Source organism: Achromobacter aegrifaciens, from assembly GCF_902859735.1.
GTDB lineage: Bacteria > Pseudomonadota > Gammaproteobacteria > Burkholderiales > Burkholderiaceae_B > Achromobacter > Achromobacter aegrifaciens.
The window spans coordinates 429,902-446,600 of sequence record NZ_CADIJY010000004.1; the positions used below are offsets into that span (position 1 = coordinate 429,902).

Consider the following 16,699-nt stretch of genomic DNA (forward strand, 5'->3'; position numbering starts at 1 on the left):
ACCATGACAAAGCCTGTAGCGGCTTCAGAGTCAAGCGCGGCGGCTTGCGCCATGAAAAAAACCCTCCGTGCCACCGGAGGGTTTTTGTTGGACAACCCGGCTTACTGTTCCAGGCTGATGTTGGCCGCCTTGACGATGTCGGCCCATTGCTGGCGGTCCTTCTCCAGGAACTGGCCGAACTGCTCGGGCGTCATGCCGGTGACCGGCTCGGAACCCAGGCCGGCCATCTTCTCGACCAGCGCGGGCTGCTTCAGCACGTCCTGCATGGCCGCGTAGTAGGCGGCCAGCACGTCGGCGGGCAGCCCGGCGGGCGCGAACACGCCTTGCCAGGTCGGCATGTCGAAGCCCTTCAGGCCCTGCTCGTCCAGCGTCGGCACGTTGGGCAGCTGCGGCGCGCGCTTGATCGAGGCCACGGCGATGGCCTTGACCTTGCCTTGCGAGGCCAGCGGCGCGGCGGTGGAGATGTTGTCCATCGTCATGGCGATGTGGCCGCCCAGCAGGTCGGTGATGACGGGCGCGGCGCCGCGGTAGGCGGCGTGCGGCACCTTCACGCCCAGCTTGTAGAGCATGGTCTCGGCGATCAGGTGGTTGGAAATGCCCACGCCGGCGGTGCCGTAGGTGGCGGTCGGCGTCTTCTGGAAGTATTCCTTCAGCTCGGCCAGATTGTTGGCCGGCACGTCCTTGTTGACGATGACCACGTTGGGCTGCACCGCGGCCAGCGTGACAGGCGTGAAGTCCGCCGGCTTGTAGTTGGTGCCCTTGGGGTTCAGGACATGGGTGATGGCCATGGACCCGGCGGCGGCGATGCCGATGGTATAGCCGTCGGCCGGCGACTGGGCCAGGCGGTACGCCATGATGTTGCCGCCTGCGCCGGCCAGGTTTTCGACCACGACGGGTTGGCCCAGGCGCTGCGACAGCGGCTCGGCCAGGAGGCGCGCCAGGGTATCGGCGGAACCGCCGGGCGCAAAGCCCACCAGGAGGCGCACCGGCTTGGCGGGCTTCCAGGCGTCGGCGGCGAAGGCCGGCGCGGCCGTCAGGGCTGTGACGGCGAACAGTGCGCCAGCGGCGCGATGCAGATTACGGCTGAACATGAAAAACACTCCCAACGATTGATTGACGAAGCCCGCTTCGTCTCCTCTCGCCGCTCGCCCGTCCGCGTCGCGCCGCGCATCCATGCGCGGCCGGGTCGCGGAGCGGTACCCGCGGCGTTATTCCAGTATTTGCGCCAGCGTCTGCGCCACCATGCGGTTGGACAGCAGCACCGGCCGGCCCGAGGCCTGTGCCACGGCCTGGCGCATGCGCTCGGCGTAGCCCATGCAATGCATGACGATCAGGTCGCAGGACGCGAGTTCGCGGCCGGCCCGCTCGAAGTTGAGTGCGGCCTGGGCCGCGTCGGCTTCGTAGGGGGAGGCATGCACGACCACGGTCTCGCAGGAAAGCGGCACGACCATGTGGAAGGCATCGACCTGCGCCTCCAGCGGCACCACCAGGCCCACCTTGCGGCAATGCTCGGCCAGGCCGGCGACCAGGTGGTCCACCACCTGCTGCGGCTCCACCACCAGCGTGCGCATCGGCGCGATCGCGGTGCCGGTGCACAGCGGCACCAGCACGTCGTAGCCCGCGGCATCGGCCTGGCGCATGACCTCGGCCAAGCGCGCCTCGGCGGCGGCCGCGTCCAGTTCGATCTGCGAGCCGTCGCGCATGCGGGTGGCGAAGCGGTATTCGCCCGGCTTGGGCGCCAGCGCGGCCAGGCCCGCGGCGTCCAGCCCGTCGAGCGCGCCGAATTCGTCGATGCGCACCTGCGCGCCCAAAAGCGGGGCCATCTCGGGCACCACGTCGCTGCGCGGCGACTGGCCGATGGTGAAGAACGCCACGCGGCGCGGCTGCGCGCTCATGCCTCGCCCGCGCTTTCGCGGCCCACGGTCTGCAGATGCGCCATCGAACCGTAGCGGCTCTGCAAGGCGGCCCATTCCGTTTCGTCGACGAAGCTCATCGCGCCTTGCCCGTAGAGCTTGGCGATCTCGATGCAGAAACGCATGGCGACGTCGGCGTCCACGGCGTTGGTCACGCCCGTGGCGCAGCCCGGCACAGTGGTCTGCGCGGTCAGCGCTACGCCCACCACCGGTGCGCCGGTGACGATCGTGGGCTGCATCAACGAGTTCACGTGCCACAGGCCGTTTTCGTAAGGCGTGATGTCCTGCGTGGTCAGCGGCAAGGTCACCGGCAGTTCGCCGCTGACCCAGCCCATGACGTCCAGCATGGTCTCGGGAATGCGCAGCAGATAGCCCTGGCGCGCGACCGGCGTCAGCGCCACGCCGCGCTTGTTGACCAGGCGGTTGCCGCGCGTGGTGTCGACGGACAGGATCGCGTCCATGCGCGGGTCGACTTCATGCGACATCATCTCGCGCATCGGGAATGGCGAACGCATCATCGGCACCGGATGGTGCGGCCGCGTGCCGGCGCGCGGGCAGATGTGGGTGCGGATGCGCACGGTGCCCGGCATGACGTCGCCTTGGCGCGCCATGGCCATCAGCTTGAACGCCGCGGCAATCGCGACCACCGCGCCGTCGCTGTCGGACACCAGGCCGGTGACCGCCGGACGCGCGCCGATGCCGCCAAGGCGGCCGACGATGCCGAGTTGCGGCGCGGTTTCGTCGAGGCCCGGAATGACGATGGACAGGAATTCGGTGGCCGCGCCGTCGCGCTCCAGCCGGGTCACTTCGACTTCACAGTTGCCCGCCGCGCGCAGCTGTTCGGCCACGGCCTCGCCCGTGATGTGCGCAGAGGACAGCAGTTCGATGGCGTCGATGACGTGCTTCATGCCGGGATCTCCACGGGACCCGGACGGAACACGCGCGGCTCTTCGTTGCCGAGGAACAGCGGCGCGTCGTGCGGGCCGACCAGGTCGATTCGATTGCCGCGCACGCGCAGCGCGGAGCCTTCCGGCAAGCCCAGCACGGGCATCTGCGGATTCAGCGTGCAGAACTCGGCCAGGCGCTGGGCGCGGGTTTCGCCGCGGTGTCCGGGCGGATGGGCATTGGTGTAGTGCGGATTGATCTGGAACGACAGCAAGCCCAGGGCGTCGAAGCCTTGCGGGTCCGTGATGGGCATGTCGTTGGTAGTGCAGATGCTGGGGCAGCTCAGGTTGGAGCCTGCGCTCCAGCCCAGATAGGCCGCGCCCTCGCGCACGCGGCGCGCCACGACGTCCAGCAGGCCCTGGCGGCGCAGCTGGCCCAGCAGGTTGAAGGTGTTGCCGCCGCCCACGATGATGATCGCGGCGCCTTCCAGCGCGGCCACGGGATCCTCGGCGCGATGCAGCCCCTGGATGTCCAGGCCGGTATCCGCCAGGGCCGACGCCACCAGCGCGGTGTAGTCGTCCCAGTCGCGCGTGACGCCAGCGTACGGCACGAAGACGGCCGGCGCGCCTTGCGGCAGCGACGCGATCAGTTCGCGGATGTCGGGCAGCGCGTGGACCAGATAGCCGGCGTCGCTGCTGGAATTGCTGAGGAGCAGTAGGTTCATGTGGAGGATTTCCGTAAGGGGATTTTCTGGGTGTCCGGCGGCGCGGACGCATCTGTGGGCCTGAAAGCGTTCAGGCCAGCCAATAGGGATCGTTCAGTTCGCGGCCCAGCGCCCCCACCTGCCGCAGCACCGACTCGCGCAAGCGCGCGACGCGGGCGGCATCGGCCTGAAAGGAAACGAAGGACAAGCACAGGCCGCGCAGTTCGCCGGTGGCGGGGTCGCGCACGGCGGCCGCCACCGCGCCTATGCCCGGCATGGCCTGGTCGATGGCCACGCCGCAATGGTCCGCGCGGGTCTGCGCGACCAGGCGGGCCAGATCGCCGACCGTGGCGGGACAGTCGCGGCCTTCGGTGGGCAGCGGCTGGTCGGCGTCGGCGCCGTAGAGCGCCTGGAACTCGGCTTCGCTCAGGCGCGACAGCAGCGCCCGGCCCATGGCGGTGCCCGAGGCGGCGCGGCGCGAACCGGGCGGCGACAGCACCTGCACCGGGTGCGAGCCGTTCAGGCGCTGCAGCACCACGGTCTCGCGCTGGTTCAGGGTGGAGAGATAGGCGGTCAGGCCGCTGTCGTCGGAGAGCCGGGCCAGCACCGCGCGGCAGGCGTCGTCCAGCGGCGTGGCCGCCATGCCGGCGCGCACCGCCTGCGCCAGCATCGCCCCCGCGCGGTAGCGGCGCGTGGCGGCGTCCTGGTCGAGCAAGCCGTAGTGCTGCATCTGGTTGAGCAGGCGCGACGCGCTGCTCTTGGGCATGGACAGGCGCGCCGCCACTTCCGTGAAGCTCAGCTCCGACGCGCCTTCCGCGTATAGCCCCAGCACACGCTGGACGCCATCGAGAATACTCATGTTTGTTCCAAAAAACGGAACTTATGTTCCTGTAAGTTGAACAAGAATAATGCGGGGCTCGACGGCGGTCAATATGGGAACAGCATGAAAAAGCTCCGGGGTCGCCCGGGGCCTGGTCGCGGGAGCCGCCAGCCCCCGATGTAGATCAACGGAATGCCTCAGCCAACCGGCGTCTCGCAGAACTGCAGGAATCGATGCAGCGGAGTCTGCCGTTCGGCGGCACGTTGCCATACGACGACCGTGGGCGGATTCTGTTCACGCAGCTCGACCGGCAGGATGACCGCCTCTGCCGCGACGGTCAGGCGCTCGGCCGCCGCCAGCGGCAGCATGACCAGGTAATCCGTGGTGCGCACGAATTCATCGGTCAGCAAAAGATCACTTACCTGAATGCCGCGCGGCGGCAGTCCCAGGTCGCATCCCAGGAACAGCGCGGTCAGCTTGTCGTGCATCATCGTGCCCGGACGCGGCTTGCACCAGGGTTCTGCGTGCAACTCCGGCAGCGTAAGGCGGCGGCGGGCGGCCAGCGGCGACAGCCGGGCATTGGCGACGACCACCAGCGGCTGCGGCGGCACCAGCCGCAAGCGCCCCAGGCCAGGCGCTGTCAGCTCGGGCGCGTCGTAGCACACCAGCGCGTCCAGCTTGTCGTCCAGCAACAGGTCCGCCATGGCGCGGTATCCGCCAGCCTGCACATCCAGCGCGACGGCGGGCTGGGCTTGGTTGAAGGCATGGATCAAGGGCGCAAGCGTCAGTTTGCCCATGTCGGTCGCCACGCCGATGCGCAGTTCGCCCAGGCGGCCGCTGCGTACGTCCGTTACGGCTTGGGCCAGCCCGCGCGATTGCGCCACCACGGCCTCCATCATGGGCAGGATCTGGCGGCCCATTTTCGTCGGGCGCTTGGCATTGCCGATGCGCTCGAACAGCTTGAAACCCAGCTGCGATTCCAGCTCGGCCAAGGTTTTGGAGACCGCGGACTCGCTCACGTTCGCGGCCGCGGCCACCTCCTTGGCCGACGGCGCATCGCGCAACGCCAGCGCGATCTGCAGATGCCGCAGCTTCAGGCGCGAAGCCAGCGACTCGATGGGCTTCGACTTGACCATTTTCTCAATCCATTAGTCGAATAATTCACTATACGGTAAACCCGGGCGGACCGATGATAACGGCATAGCGCATGGCCATGAGCCGATCCGCGGCCGGCCAGGCCGCAGGAGCAACAGAGCGCAAACAGGAGACCGCCTTGCTAGCCCGCCCCCGACTTCTCGCCTTCATCCTTGCCGCCGCGACGACGGCAGGCCTGCAACCCAGCGCGATGGCCCAAGAGCCAGCCGGCGGCGACAAGCTCGTGCGCCTGGTGGTCGGCTACGCCGCGGGCGGCGCCGCCGACGCGGTGGCCCGCGCCTACGCCGAACAGTTGCAGACGGCGGGCTACGCCAATGTCATCGTCGAGAACCGTCCCGGCGCATCGGGACGCCTGGGTTTCGACGTGGTGAAGCGCGCCAAGGCGGACGGGCTCACCCTGTACCTGGGCTCGTCGCCGATGTTCGTGATCTTTCCGCTGACCTACAAGAAGCTGGGATACGACCCGGACCATGACCTGCGCCCGGTGGCCCTGGTCGCCGACGTGCCCACCGGCGCCGTCACGGGCGCCGCCCAACCCTACGGCAACATGGCCGAATACGTGCAATGGGCCAAACAGGCGCGCGCCAAGGCGACCCTGGGCCTGGCGACGCAAGGCAGCCCCGGCCAGTTGGGCACGATAGAAATGGGCGGCCAGAACGGCCTGGAGGTCGTGCCCGTGCTCTACCGCGGCGCGGCGCCGATGCTGGTGGACGTGGCGGGCGGTGAAGTGTCGATGGGCTGGGACGCCGTCGCCAGCATGCTGCCGCTCTACAACGCCGGCAAGGTGAAATTCCTGGGCGTGGCTGGCAGCCGCCGCCTGCCCTCCCTGCCCGATGTGCCGACGCTGCTGGAACAGGGCTACCCGCAGTACCAGCATGCCGCCAGCTGGTATGGCGTGTACGCTCCCGCGGCCACGCCGGACGCCACGATCGCCCAACTGGAACAGGCTTTCGTCGCCGCCGGCAAACGGCCGGCGCTGGTGGAAAAACTGCAGACCGCGGGCTTCCTGGTCGACCCCCAGGACGCGCAGAGCGCCAAGCGCCGCATCGGCGTCGAGCGCGCGCACTGGGCCCCCATCGTCAAGGCCGCCGGCATTTCCTTCGACGAATAGGCGCAACGTGGCTTCGATGAGCGATTCCCTTTGCGACTTGAGCGCGGTAGAGGCCGCAAGCCTGATCCGGACCAAGGCAGTGTCCCCGGTCGAGCTGGTGCGCGCCTCGCTGGAACGGGCCGAAAGCCTGCAGCCCGTCCTGAACTGTTTCATCACGCTGTGCGCCGAAGAGGCCATGGCCGAGGCCCGGCTTGCCGAGGCCGCGCTGATGCGCGGCGATGCGCCGGGCCTTTTGCATGGCCTGCCCTACACGGTGAAGGATCTGGTCAATACCGCGGGCGTGCGGACCACCTTCGGCGCCGTGCCGTTCAGCGCCAACGTGCCGGCCGAGGACGCCGTGGCCGTGGCGCGGCTGCGTCAGCAAGGCGCCGTCCTGATCGGCAAGACCACGACGCCGGAATTCGGCTCCAAGTCCATGACGGATTCGCCGCTGTTCGGCCACACCCGCAACGCCTGGAACCTGGAACGCACCTGCGGCGGCTCCAGCGGCGGCGCCGCGGCGGCAACGGCCGCCGGCATCACGGCGCTTGCGGTGGCCAGCGATGGCGGCGGATCCACCCGCATCCCCGCGGCGTGCAACGGCGTGGTGGGATTCAAGCAAAGCCTGGGCGCGATACCGCACAGCCAGGCGCAGGACGCCATCGGCAACCAGACCTACGTGACGCCGACCACGCGCACCGTGGCCGATACCCGCCTGATGATGGCGGCCATGGCCGGCCCGCATGACTGCGATCCGTGGTCGCTGGGCGTACCCAGGACCGACTACGCCGGCGCGGCGGCCAATCCCGAGATGCTGCGCGGCAAGCGCGTCCGCTATTGCGCCGCCCCGCCCGGCCGCCCCGTGGCCGCCGACGTGCGCCGCGCATTCGAAGCGGCGCTAGCGCGCCTGGCCGACCTGGGCGCGGAAGTAGAACCGTTCGACGGCGAGGGCTTCGATGTCGAGCCCATCTGGCGCGTCATCAACCACACGGTCTGGCGCACCCGCTTCCTGCCACTGATAGAACGCGAACCCGACGCCTACAGCCCCACCTTCCGGCGGCAGATCGCCACCGCCGCGGCGTTCAGCGCCCAGCAATACCAGGAAGCCATGTTTGCCCGCACCGCGCTCTACCGCAAGGTGCAGGCGCTGTTCGGCCAGGCCGACCTGCTGGCCATGCCGACCATGTCACGCACCGCCTTGCCGCTGGGCACGGACATATTCGACACCATGGACATCGACGGCCGCTCGTACGGCGACATCCGCGCGCACTGGTATCCGTGGACCATGCTGTTCAACCTGACCGGGCACCCCGCCGTCAGCGTGCCTTGCGGTCTGGGCCAGGATGGCCTGCCGATAGGCTTGCAGCTGGTTGCCCCTTGCCACGCCGACCTGCAGCTGCTGCAGGCGGCCGAAGCCTATGAGCAAGCCGGCACTCCGCTGCCGCGGCCGCCGGCGGTAACCTGAATCACGTTCCTATCTGGTCGACAGTTCCGACCACTGCGCCAGCGGCAAGGGCGGCTGCGCATGCAGGATGCGCGCCAGCACCAGCTTCAGTTCGGCCCAACCGCCGCGCTCGGTGGGCCAGATGGACGGCGTCACCGCCTGCCAGCTGCCGTCCGCGGCGCGTTCGGCCATCTTGAAGCGGAAGGTGTAATGCCCGGCCATGCCCATGCGCAGGTCCGTCACCACCAAGGCATTGCCGATGACGTCGTAGCGCAGCCAGTCGTCCGTGAACCAGCGCAGGCGCTGGTGCAACGGCACGTCCGCCAGCGCCCGCGCCACATCCAGGTTCAGAGGCTGGCGCAGCCATTCCGGCGGATCGCTGTCGAACAGGCTGCTGACCGATTCGTAATAGTGGCCGTCGGGCGTCTTGGCGATGACGCGCCACACCAGCGTGTTGAAGGGCATGGGCACGGCGCGCAGTTCGCTCAGCGCAATGCCCTGCGCCTGCATCGCCTCGCGCACGCGGTCCTCGGCGGCGATGCGCGCGGCCAGCCCGAATCCCAGGTAGGCCGTGCTGAACACCAGCGCCGCGGCCAGCAGCCGGCGCGCCGTCAGCGTCATGCCGAAGCCGATGGCGAACAACACCGCCAGCAGCAACGGCACGGTATAGACCGGGTCGATGATGAACACGGCGGCCCAGCTTTCGGGGATGAGCGCCAGCGGCCAGAACAGCTGCGTCCCGTAGACCGTGAAGGAGTCCAGCACGGGATGGGTCACCAGCACCAGCCATAAGGTCAGGAACAGCCGGCGTCCGCTGTATGGCGCCTGCGGCCAGTACTTGCGGATCAGCCAGGTCAGGAAAACCGCAAGGCCGGTCAGCACGAAGACCGAGTGCGAGAAGCCGCGGTGGTAGGTCATGAGCGACACCGGGTCCGGATAGCGCATCAGGACATCCAGATCCGGCACCGTGGCCAGCCCCGCGCCGTAGATCAACGCCCGCCGCCCCTGCACCCGCCCCAGGAGGGCGCCCTGTATGCCCGCGCCCAGTACCGCCTGCGTAACCGAATCCATAACTCTCCAACAATTAGCTTCATCCAGACGGACTATACGGTGCACCGGCAGTTCCGCAGGCGTTAACATACCTGATTGCGTTCAGCTAATTTTCAACTTCGTAAATATGGACCAATACATCGACCAGATCGCGATGTTCATCGAGGCCAACCAGGCCTGGGCGGGACCGATCACCTTTCTGCTCACGCTGGGCGAATCCATGGTGCTGCTGGGCCTGTTCATCCCGGCCACGGCCCTGATGCTGCTGACCGGCGGCCTGATCGGCGCGGGCACCCTGAATCCCTGGGCCATCATCGCCTGGGGCATCGCCGGCGCCATCGTGGGCGACGCCCTGTCCTACTGGCTGGGCCGCTGGGCCGGCCCTGGCATTCTGCGCCGCTGGCCGCTGAAGCAGCAGCGCAGCGGCGTGGCGCGCGCACGCCTGTTCTTCTACCGCTACGGCTTTGCCTCCGTGCTGATCGGCCGCTTTCTCGGCCCCATCCGATCCACCATTCCCACCGTCGCCGGCGTGATGGGCATGGGGCACAGCCGCTTCCAGATGGCCAATGTCGCCTCGGCCATCCTCTGGATGCCGCTGATGCTGGCCCCGGGCTATATCACCGCGCGCAGCCTGGGTACGGCGGACAATGCGCAACAGATTGCCATGATGATCGGCGCGGGCCTCTCGGTACTGCTAGGATGCGGGCTGTTGATAGCCATGCTGCGCAAGCGCCGGGTCCCGGCACGCCAACGCCGCGGCAACTGAACCGGAGAGAGGGGCAATGGCCATAGATGGGGAACCCAGGAATGGCGATTTCGCGCGCTACGTCGAAAACCTGACGCGCGCCGGCGGCGCATCGCCGGGACAGGTTCCCGACAAGCGGGCGCAATCCCGCCCGGCAGCTCCGCCGCCCTCGCCCCCCGCTTCTCCGTCTGAAACGCTATCCGGCGCGCCCTGGGGCAAGGCGGCCCCGCCGCCCCTGCAATCGCGGCAAGCGCCGCCCGCGGCGCCGGGCCAGACCGATGCCGCCGAGGTATCGATGGCCCGCCAAGCCACCCAGCGCAAGATCGGCGTCATCCTGACGGTGGGCGGCATCCTGGCCGGCTGGGCCGGGGCGCGCATCATCTTCGAAGCCCTGCGCGGCCCCGGGTTCGACCTGGACGAGGCCATGCCCGCCGTCTTCCTGTTCTTCTTTGCCATGATGCTGTTCAAGGCGGCCCGCAACGCGCGCAATCCGCGCGGCAAGACGCCGCTGCCTCCGCTCAAGCGCTCTTCCTACCGCAAGGACGGCGACGCCTGATTCCGCCATCACGGCGGCGCGGCCCCCGCGGGTAATGGTGCTAACATTTCCGCCGCTGTCGAAAGACCCATGAACCACGGAGTAAAAGTGAATAACGTAGTCGGATTGAACCAGGCCCAGGCGGCCACGATGCTGAAGCTGCAGGGCCACTTGAACAGCATGATCAATCCGGACTGGGTTAACGGCGGAGCCCGCTTCCTGCGCGCCGCCTTCGTCGAATCCGCCGAAGCGCTGGAACACTACGGCTGGAAATGGTGGAAGAAGCAGACCATCGACCTGCCGCAAGTGCAGATGGAGCTGGTGGACATCCTGCACTTCTATCTGTCGCACACCATCGTCCAGTCCCGCGGCGACATCGGCGCCGCCGCCGACGCGCTGGTCGCGGACCTGTCCGGCCCGGCCTCGGTCGCGCTGGACGGCAAGACCCATGCGCTAGACCAGCTGAACGTGCCCGAACTGCTGGAGCTGATCGGCGGCCTGGCCGTGTGCGGACGCGCCAGCTTCAAGGTCCTGGAACAGACCATGACGTCCTGCGAGATGAGCTGGAACGACGCCTACACGCAATACGTGTCCAAGAACGTGCTGAACATCTTCCGCCAGCAGCATGGCTACAAGGAAGGCACCTACATCAAGATCTGGAACGGCGAGGAAGACAACGTCGTGCTGGCCCGCCTGCTGTCGCAGCTGGATCCCGCGCGCGAGGATTTCGCCGACCAGTTGCACCGCGAACTGGAGCAGGCTTATTCGCGCCTCTGAGCCGCGACGGTTCCTGCCCGCCTGAAGACGCCGCCATCCGCGGCGTTTTTTGTTTTGGAGGAAGCAAGCGCAACAAACGGAGTTTCAAAAAGGCGGTGGATTTCTACACTGGCCTCGCCTGTAATCACAGGGAGGACCGGGCATGCGCGCCGCGGCAAGCGGAGACAAGGACATGACAGCAGCAGCCGACTATGACTGGCAGAACGTGGAGCAAGCGCTCGATGCCCACGGCAACGCCGTGCTGCCCGGACTGCTGACGCCCGCGCAATGCCGCGCCCTCGCCGCCCTCTACCCGGATGAAGCGCGCTTTCGTTCGCGCATCGTCATGGCGCGGCATGGCTTCGGCCGCGGCGAATACAAGTACTTCGCCTACCCCTTGCCGCCGCTGCTCGATCAATTGCGCCACGCGCTCTATGCCCGGCTGGCGCCGATCGCCAACCGCTGGAACCAGCGGCTGCGCGCGGATACGCAGTACCCGCCCGAACTGGACGCCTACCTGCAACGCTGCCACCGGGCGGGCCAGACGCGTCCCACGCCATTGATGCTCCAGTACGGCGAGGGCGACTACAACTGCCTGCACCAGGATCTCTATGGCGAACATGTGTTTCCGCTGCAGGTCGCCATCCTGCTGGCCGTGCCGGGCAAGGATTTCACCGGCGGCGAATTCGTCATGACCGAGCTTGCGGCCAGAAGCCAGCGCGCCGACGTCGTGACGCTGGGCCAGGGCGACGCGGTGGTGTTCACCGTCAATCAACGGCCCGCGGCGGGCGCGCGCGGGCCGCGCAAGGTCGCCATGCGGCATGGCGTGAGCCGCGTGCGCAGCGGCCGGCGCCACACCTTGGGCATCATTTTTCATGACGCGGCATGATGCCGCGCACGCTTGCGACCATCGATGAGGACCCTATGCATCACAGCGGCATGACCGCCCTCGAAACCAGCCTGGACCACCTGGATTGGCCGGACATCGGATCGCAGCTCGACGCCGAAGGCTATGCCGTGCTGCCAGGACTGCTGGGCGCGGAACCGGCGCGCAGTCTGGCGCGGCAAGCCGACGCGCCAGACGCCCGGCGGGTGAGCCTGGCATCCGCCGGCCTGGGGCGCGGCGACCTGTATTACTTCGATGCCGGCATCCCGCCGCCGCTGGAGCAATGGCGCTCGGCGTTGTACCGTCGGCTCGTCGCACACGCCAATCGCTGGAACGAGCTTCTGGACGTGCGCGCGCGCTATCCCGATGAGCTGGAAGATTTTCTTCAGCGCAACCGCGACGCCGGCCAGACCCGGGCGCAATCGCACCTGAGCCGGCTCGGCGTCGAAGACTACATCGCGCTGCACCAGCGCAATACAGGCGGACAGGTCTTCCCCATGCAGGCGGTCGCGCTCCTGTCCGAGCCGGGAGACGACTTCCAGGGCGGCGAGTTCGTGATGACGGAGCAGCGTCCGCGCATGCAATCGCGTCCGCTGGTGGCGCCGCTCGGTTTCGGCGACGTCGCCATCATCGCCACGGGGGAACGCCCCTTTCACGGTTCCAAGGGCTATTACCGCGTCAACCTCAAGCATGCCGTCAGCCGCGTGCGCAAAGGCACGCGCATCGGCCTTGAACTGTTTTTCCACGATGCGCCCTGATGCCAGCCCCAGCCATGCCTACATCAACCATGCTGCACGGCCTGCCTGAAACCCGGATTGCGGATACGGACTGGCAGGACGTCGAAGACGATCTGGGCCGCGATGGCTACGCCGTGCTGCCGGGACTGCTGACGCAGGCCCAGTGCGAGGAACTTGCGGCCGGCTACGGCGACGAAACGCGCTTTCGCAGCCGCATCGTGATGGAACGCTATGCGTTCGGCCGCGGCGAGTACAAATACTTCAGCTATCCGCTGCCGGATATCGTCGCAAGCTTGCGGCAGTCGCTTTATCCACGCCTGGCGCCCATCGCCAACCGCTGGCATGCGGCCATGCGCCTCGAAGCACGCTTTCCCGCAACGCATGAAGAATTCCGGAGTATCTGCCACGCCGCCGGACAGCGCCGGCCCACGCCGCTGCTGCTGCGCTACCAGGCGGGCGACTACTGCTGCCTGCATCAGGACCTGTACGGCGACCATGTCTTTCCGTTCCAGGCCATCTTCCTGCTCAATGAGCCGGGACGCGATTTCGAAGGTGGAGAGCTGCTGCTGGCCGAAAGCAATCCCAAGCAACCCGGACGGGCCGACGTGGTGCCCTTGCGGCAAGGCGATGCCGTGGTGCTTGCCGTCAATCACAGGCCGGTGCGGTCGGCGCGCGGCTATTACCGCGCGAATCTGCGGCATGGGGTCGGCCGGCTGCGCAACGGAGAGCGGCACACGCTGGGCATCATCTTCCACGATGCCACGTAAGGCTGCGCGATCGTCAGGCCGCGCGCGCAGCCTCGATGGCCGCATCCCACACGGAAGGCGAGCCGATCTGCCGCCGCAATTGTTCGGTGAAGGCGCGGATGCGCGCATTGGCGCGCGGCATGGCGCGCAGCAGGTAAATGCCGCTTTCGGGCGGCGGGCTGGCGTCCTGCAAGGTCAGCTGCACCAGCCGGCCGGCGCCCAGGTCCGCGCCCGCGGACCAGTTGGGCATGAGCGCGATGCCCAGCCCTTCCAGCGCCGCGAACCGGCGCGCGTCGCAGTCGTCGCACTCCAGGACGAACCTGGCGTCCTGGGCCCATTGGCCGTCGCCCAGTTCGCGCCAGCCGCGCACGCTGGTGCTGTGGCGCCGGTCGATGAGGCGATGGCGCGACAGGTCCGCCAGCGTGCGCGGTACGCCATGGCGTTCCAGGTATGAGGGCGCGGCGCAGATCAGGTAGCGATGGCTGCCGATGCGTTGCCCGATCAGGCTGCTGTCTGGCTGTTGCCCCACCCGCACCACCACGTCCATGCGTTCGACCACCGGATCCACCACGCGCTCGGTCAGTTCCAGCTCCACCTGCAATTGCGGATGGCGTTCACCCAGTTGTTGCAGCATGGGCACCACGTAGCGCCGCGCGAACGCCGGCAGGCAGCTGACCCGCAGCAGGCCCTGCACGGTCTGCTCCAGCGAAATGACCTCGGAACGCGCCTCGGTCATGTCGTGCAGGATCTTCACGGCGCGCTCGTACAGCACCTCGCCGGCCTCGGTGGGCATCAATGCACGGGTCGAGCGCACGAACAGCGGCACCTTGAGCTCGGACTCCAGCGCGCCGATCTGCCGCGCCACGGACGAGGCCACCATGCCCCGGCGGCGCGCCACCTCGGAAAAGCTCTGGGCGCGGGCGACGTCGACGAAGATGGAGAGGCTTTCCGCGAATTTGACGGTTTTCATTTGTGCGTTTGGCGCAAAAGGCTTTGGCGTGGCACGCCAGCTTTCCTGGGAGATTTGGCAATTACGATACTGCGCATGGACGCACTTTGGCAATTTAGACAAAGATAGACGGCCGGACACAACGACGATAAGCCCAGGAGACCCGCATGCCCCCGATCAACGCCCCCCGCCGCTCGCCCCGCGCCCTGCTGGCCAGCGCCGCCCTCGCCGCAGGCGCCTGGGCTGCCGCCCTGCCCGCGCTGGCGGATTCCTATCCCAGCAAGCCGGTAACGGTGGTGGTGCCCTTTGCTGCGGGCGGCACCGTGGACCGGGTGGCGCGCCAGGTGCAGCAGGCGCTGCAGGACAAGCTGGGCCAGACGGTGGTCATCGACAACCGCGGCGGCGCCGGCGGCACCATAGGCACAGCGATGGTGGCCAAGTCCGCGCCCGACGGCTACACGGTGGAAATGGTGTTCGATTCCTACGCCACCGAGCAGCACATCTACCCCAAGCTGTCTTATGACACGGCGCGCGACCTGACGGGCGTGTCGTACATGGTGCGCTCGCCCATGGTGCTGGCCGTGACAGCCAGCGGTCCATACCAGACGCTGGCCGACTACGTCGCGGCCGGCAAGAAGGGCAGCGTGTCCTACGCCTCGGTCGGCGCGGGCAGTTCCAACCATCTGGCGGCTGAAATGTTCCACCAGGCTGCGGGCACCAGCGGCATCCACACGCCCTACCGCGGCGGCGGCCCGGCGGTATCGGACCTGATGGGCGGACACGTGGAGTCCATCATCGCCAGCCTGCCGCTGGTGCTGCCCCACATCCAGAGCGGCAAGCTGCGTGCGCTGGCGGTGACGGCGCCCAAGCGCGTCGCGGCCCTGCCGGACGTGCCCGCCATCGCCGAGAGCTATCCGGGCTTCGAGATCTATTCCTGGGTGGGCATGGTGGCGCCCGCAAGGACGCCGGCGGCGACGCTGGACAAGCTGGCCGACGCCACCATCGCCGCGCTGCGCGACCCGGCCGTGGCCGGACGCATCACCGAATCGGGATTCGAAGTGGTGGCCGGCGGCCGCGATGACATGAACCGGCTGGTGCAGGCCGAGTCCCAGCGCTGGGGCGAGCTCATCAAGAGCCGCGGAATCGTTGCACAATGACCGACATGCAGACGGGGAACGCCATGCAATCCTTCATCTACGCCAGCCGCGCCCAGCGCGTGGTCTTCGGGCCGGGCAGCCTGGGCGGCCTGGCGGCCGAACTCGATGCGCTGGGGCTGCAGCGCGCGCTGGTGCTCTGCACGCCGCCGCAGCGCGCGCAGGCCGAACGGGTCGCGGCGCTGCTGGGCGAAGCGCGGGTTGCCGGGATCTTCGACCAGGCCGTGATGCACGTGCCGATGGAAATCGCGCGCCAGGCGCGGGAAGCGGCGCGCGAGCTGGGCGCCGATTGCGCGGTGGCCGTGGGCGGCGGCTCCACCATCGGGCTGGGCAAGGCCATCGCGCTGGACTCGGGCCTGCCGGTCATTGCCGTTCCCACGACCTATGCGGGCTCGGAGATGACGCCGATCTACGGTCTCACCGAGAGCGGCCTGAAGAAGACCGGCAAGGATGACCGGGTGCTGCCGCGCAGCGTGGTGTACGACCCTGAGCTGAGCCTGTCGCTGCCGGTATCGATGAGCGTGACCAGCGGCATCAACGCCATTGCCCATGCGGCGGAAGGCCTGTACGCGCGCGACGGCAATCCGATCATGGACCTGATGGCGCAGGAAGGCATACGCGCGCTGGCGCAGGCGCTGCCCGCCATCCACGCAGGCTCCCAAGGCGCGGAACTGCTGCAGGCGCGCAGCGACGCGCTCTACGGCGCCTGGCTGTGCGGCACGGTGCTGGGCAGCGTGGGCATGGCGCTGCATCACAAGCTCTGCCACACGCTGGGCGGCAGCTTCAACCTGCCGCACGCGGAAGTCCACACCGTGGTGCTGCCGCATGCCCTGGCCTACAACGCCGCGGCCGCGCCGCGGGCCATGGAACGAATCGCCATGGCGCTGGGCGCACCGGCTGCCGCGGCAGGCGTATTCGATCTGGCCAGCACGCTGGGCGCGCCCACGGCTTTGCGCGACATCGGCATGCGCCAGGAAGACCTGGACCGCGCCTGCGACATCGCCATGCAGACGCCCTACCCCAATCCGCGGCCGCTGGAACGCGAGGCCTTGCGGGCGCTGCTGCAAAACGCCTACGAAGGCAGGCGGCCTCAATAGACAGGGTCCGGCAGGCTGCCAGCCTGCCGGTTGC

At 68.2% G+C, this 16,699-nt stretch carries 18 protein-coding genes; 10 read left to right on the top strand and 8 right to left on the bottom strand.

The genetic code is table 11. The features are described from left to right. Nucleotides 1-101 precede the first annotated feature (101 nt). From HV766_RS15035 to HV766_RS15060, 6 genes are all read right to left on the bottom strand, one after another. On the bottom strand, nt 102-1,091 hold the full coding sequence (locus tag HV766_RS15035) for a Bug family tripartite tricarboxylate transporter substrate binding protein (RefSeq protein ID WP_175163009.1): 990 nt from the start codon (nt 1,089-1,091) through the stop codon (nt 102-104). Between the two features lie 117 nt (nt 1,092-1,208). After that, nucleotides 1,209-1,895 (bottom strand): AroM family protein, encoded by a 687-nt coding sequence (locus HV766_RS15040; protein WP_054456010.1) that lies wholly within the window; start codon nt 1,893-1,895, stop codon nt 1,209-1,211. Beyond that, complete coding sequence (locus HV766_RS15045; protein ID WP_175181426.1) at nt 1,892-2,821, bottom strand: DUF1177 domain-containing protein; 930 nt, start codon at nt 2,819-2,821, stop codon at nt 1,892-1,894. The genes HV766_RS15040 and HV766_RS15045 overlap by 4 nt, the downstream gene beginning before the upstream one ends. Continuing rightward, a complete protein-coding gene (gene pepE / locus HV766_RS15050; protein WP_054456008.1) occupies nt 2,818-3,522 on the bottom strand; it encodes a dipeptidase PepE in 705 nt (234 codons plus the stop codon). Before pepE ends, HV766_RS15045 begins: the two co-directional genes overlap by 4 nt. Nucleotides 3,523-3,592: 70 nt before the next feature. Further along, nucleotides 3,593-4,360, bottom strand: a complete 768-nt coding sequence (locus HV766_RS15055) for an IclR family transcriptional regulator (protein ID WP_175163001.1) — start codon at nt 4,358-4,360, stop codon at nt 3,593-3,595. A 158-nt stretch (nt 4,361-4,518) separates the two neighbouring features. Next, nucleotides 4,519-5,457: a LysR family transcriptional regulator gene (locus HV766_RS15060; RefSeq protein ID WP_175181427.1), complete on the bottom strand. Its 939-nt coding sequence runs from the start codon at nt 5,455-5,457 to the stop codon at nt 4,519-4,521. Between the two features lie 137 nt (nt 5,458-5,594). On the opposite strand from HV766_RS15060, the gene HV766_RS15065 reads away from it, so the two are divergent. Further along, entirely contained in the window at nt 5,595-6,587 is a 993-nt protein-coding gene (locus HV766_RS15065; protein ID WP_054456004.1) for a Bug family tripartite tricarboxylate transporter substrate binding protein, read from the top strand. A 16-nt stretch (nt 6,588-6,603) separates the two neighbouring features. Then, a complete protein-coding gene (locus HV766_RS15070; RefSeq protein ID WP_054456002.1) occupies nt 6,604-8,031 on the top strand; it encodes an amidase in 1,428 nt (475 codons plus the stop codon). A gap of 9 nt (nt 8,032-8,040) precedes the next feature. Here HV766_RS15070 and HV766_RS15075 read toward each other — a convergent pair whose 3' ends face one another. Next, the gene (locus HV766_RS15075) at nt 8,041-9,081 is read right to left on the bottom strand and encodes a metal-dependent hydrolase (RefSeq protein ID WP_175181428.1); all 1,041 of its coding nucleotides are present in this window, start codon (nt 9,079-9,081) and stop codon (nt 8,041-8,043) included. A gap of 106 nt (nt 9,082-9,187) precedes the next feature. On the opposite strand from HV766_RS15075, the gene HV766_RS15080 reads away from it, so the two are divergent. The 6 genes from HV766_RS15080 (at nt 9,188) to HV766_RS15105 (ending at nt 13,486) form a co-directional block, all read left to right on the top strand. After that, nucleotides 9,188-9,826, top strand: coding sequence for a DedA family protein (locus HV766_RS15080; RefSeq protein WP_054455998.1), 639 nt, complete (start codon nt 9,188-9,190; stop codon nt 9,824-9,826). Between the two features lie 16 nt (nt 9,827-9,842). Beyond that, nucleotides 9,843-10,361 (top strand): hypothetical protein, encoded by a 519-nt coding sequence (locus HV766_RS15085; protein ID WP_054455996.1) that lies wholly within the window; start codon nt 9,843-9,845, stop codon nt 10,359-10,361. Between the two features lie 69 nt (nt 10,362-10,430). Beyond that, the gene (locus HV766_RS15090; RefSeq protein ID WP_175162993.1) at nt 10,431-11,117 is read left to right on the top strand and encodes a dUTPase; all 687 of its coding nucleotides are present in this window, start codon (nt 10,431-10,433) and stop codon (nt 11,115-11,117) included. 172 nt (nt 11,118-11,289) lie between these two features. Beyond that, the gene (locus HV766_RS15095; protein ID WP_175181429.1) at nt 11,290-11,985 is read left to right on the top strand and encodes a 2OG-Fe(II) oxygenase; all 696 of its coding nucleotides are present in this window, start codon (nt 11,290-11,292) and stop codon (nt 11,983-11,985) included. A 50-nt stretch (nt 11,986-12,035) separates the two neighbouring features. After that, nucleotides 12,036-12,740 (top strand): 2OG-Fe(II) oxygenase, encoded by a 705-nt coding sequence (locus HV766_RS15100; RefSeq protein WP_175181430.1) that lies wholly within the window; start codon nt 12,036-12,038, stop codon nt 12,738-12,740. Between the two features lie 14 nt (nt 12,741-12,754). After that, nucleotides 12,755-13,486, top strand: coding sequence for a 2OG-Fe(II) oxygenase (locus HV766_RS15105; RefSeq protein ID WP_370126305.1), 732 nt, complete (start codon nt 12,755-12,757; stop codon nt 13,484-13,486). 13 nt (nt 13,487-13,499) lie between these two features. Here HV766_RS15105 and HV766_RS15110 read toward each other — a convergent pair whose 3' ends face one another. Continuing rightward, nucleotides 13,500-14,435 (bottom strand): LysR family transcriptional regulator, encoded by a 936-nt coding sequence (locus HV766_RS15110; protein ID WP_054455989.1) that lies wholly within the window; start codon nt 14,433-14,435, stop codon nt 13,500-13,502. 146 nt (nt 14,436-14,581) lie between these two features. Between HV766_RS15110 and HV766_RS15115 the strand changes: the two genes are divergently transcribed. Further along, a complete protein-coding gene (locus HV766_RS15115; RefSeq protein ID WP_175181431.1) occupies nt 14,582-15,571 on the top strand; it encodes a tripartite tricarboxylate transporter substrate binding protein in 990 nt (329 codons plus the stop codon). 23 nt (nt 15,572-15,594) lie between these two features. Continuing rightward, nucleotides 15,595-16,665, top strand: a complete 1,071-nt coding sequence (locus tag HV766_RS15120) for a maleylacetate reductase (RefSeq protein ID WP_175181432.1) — start codon at nt 15,595-15,597, stop codon at nt 16,663-16,665. The last annotated feature ends 34 nt before the right edge of the window (nt 16,666-16,699 follow it).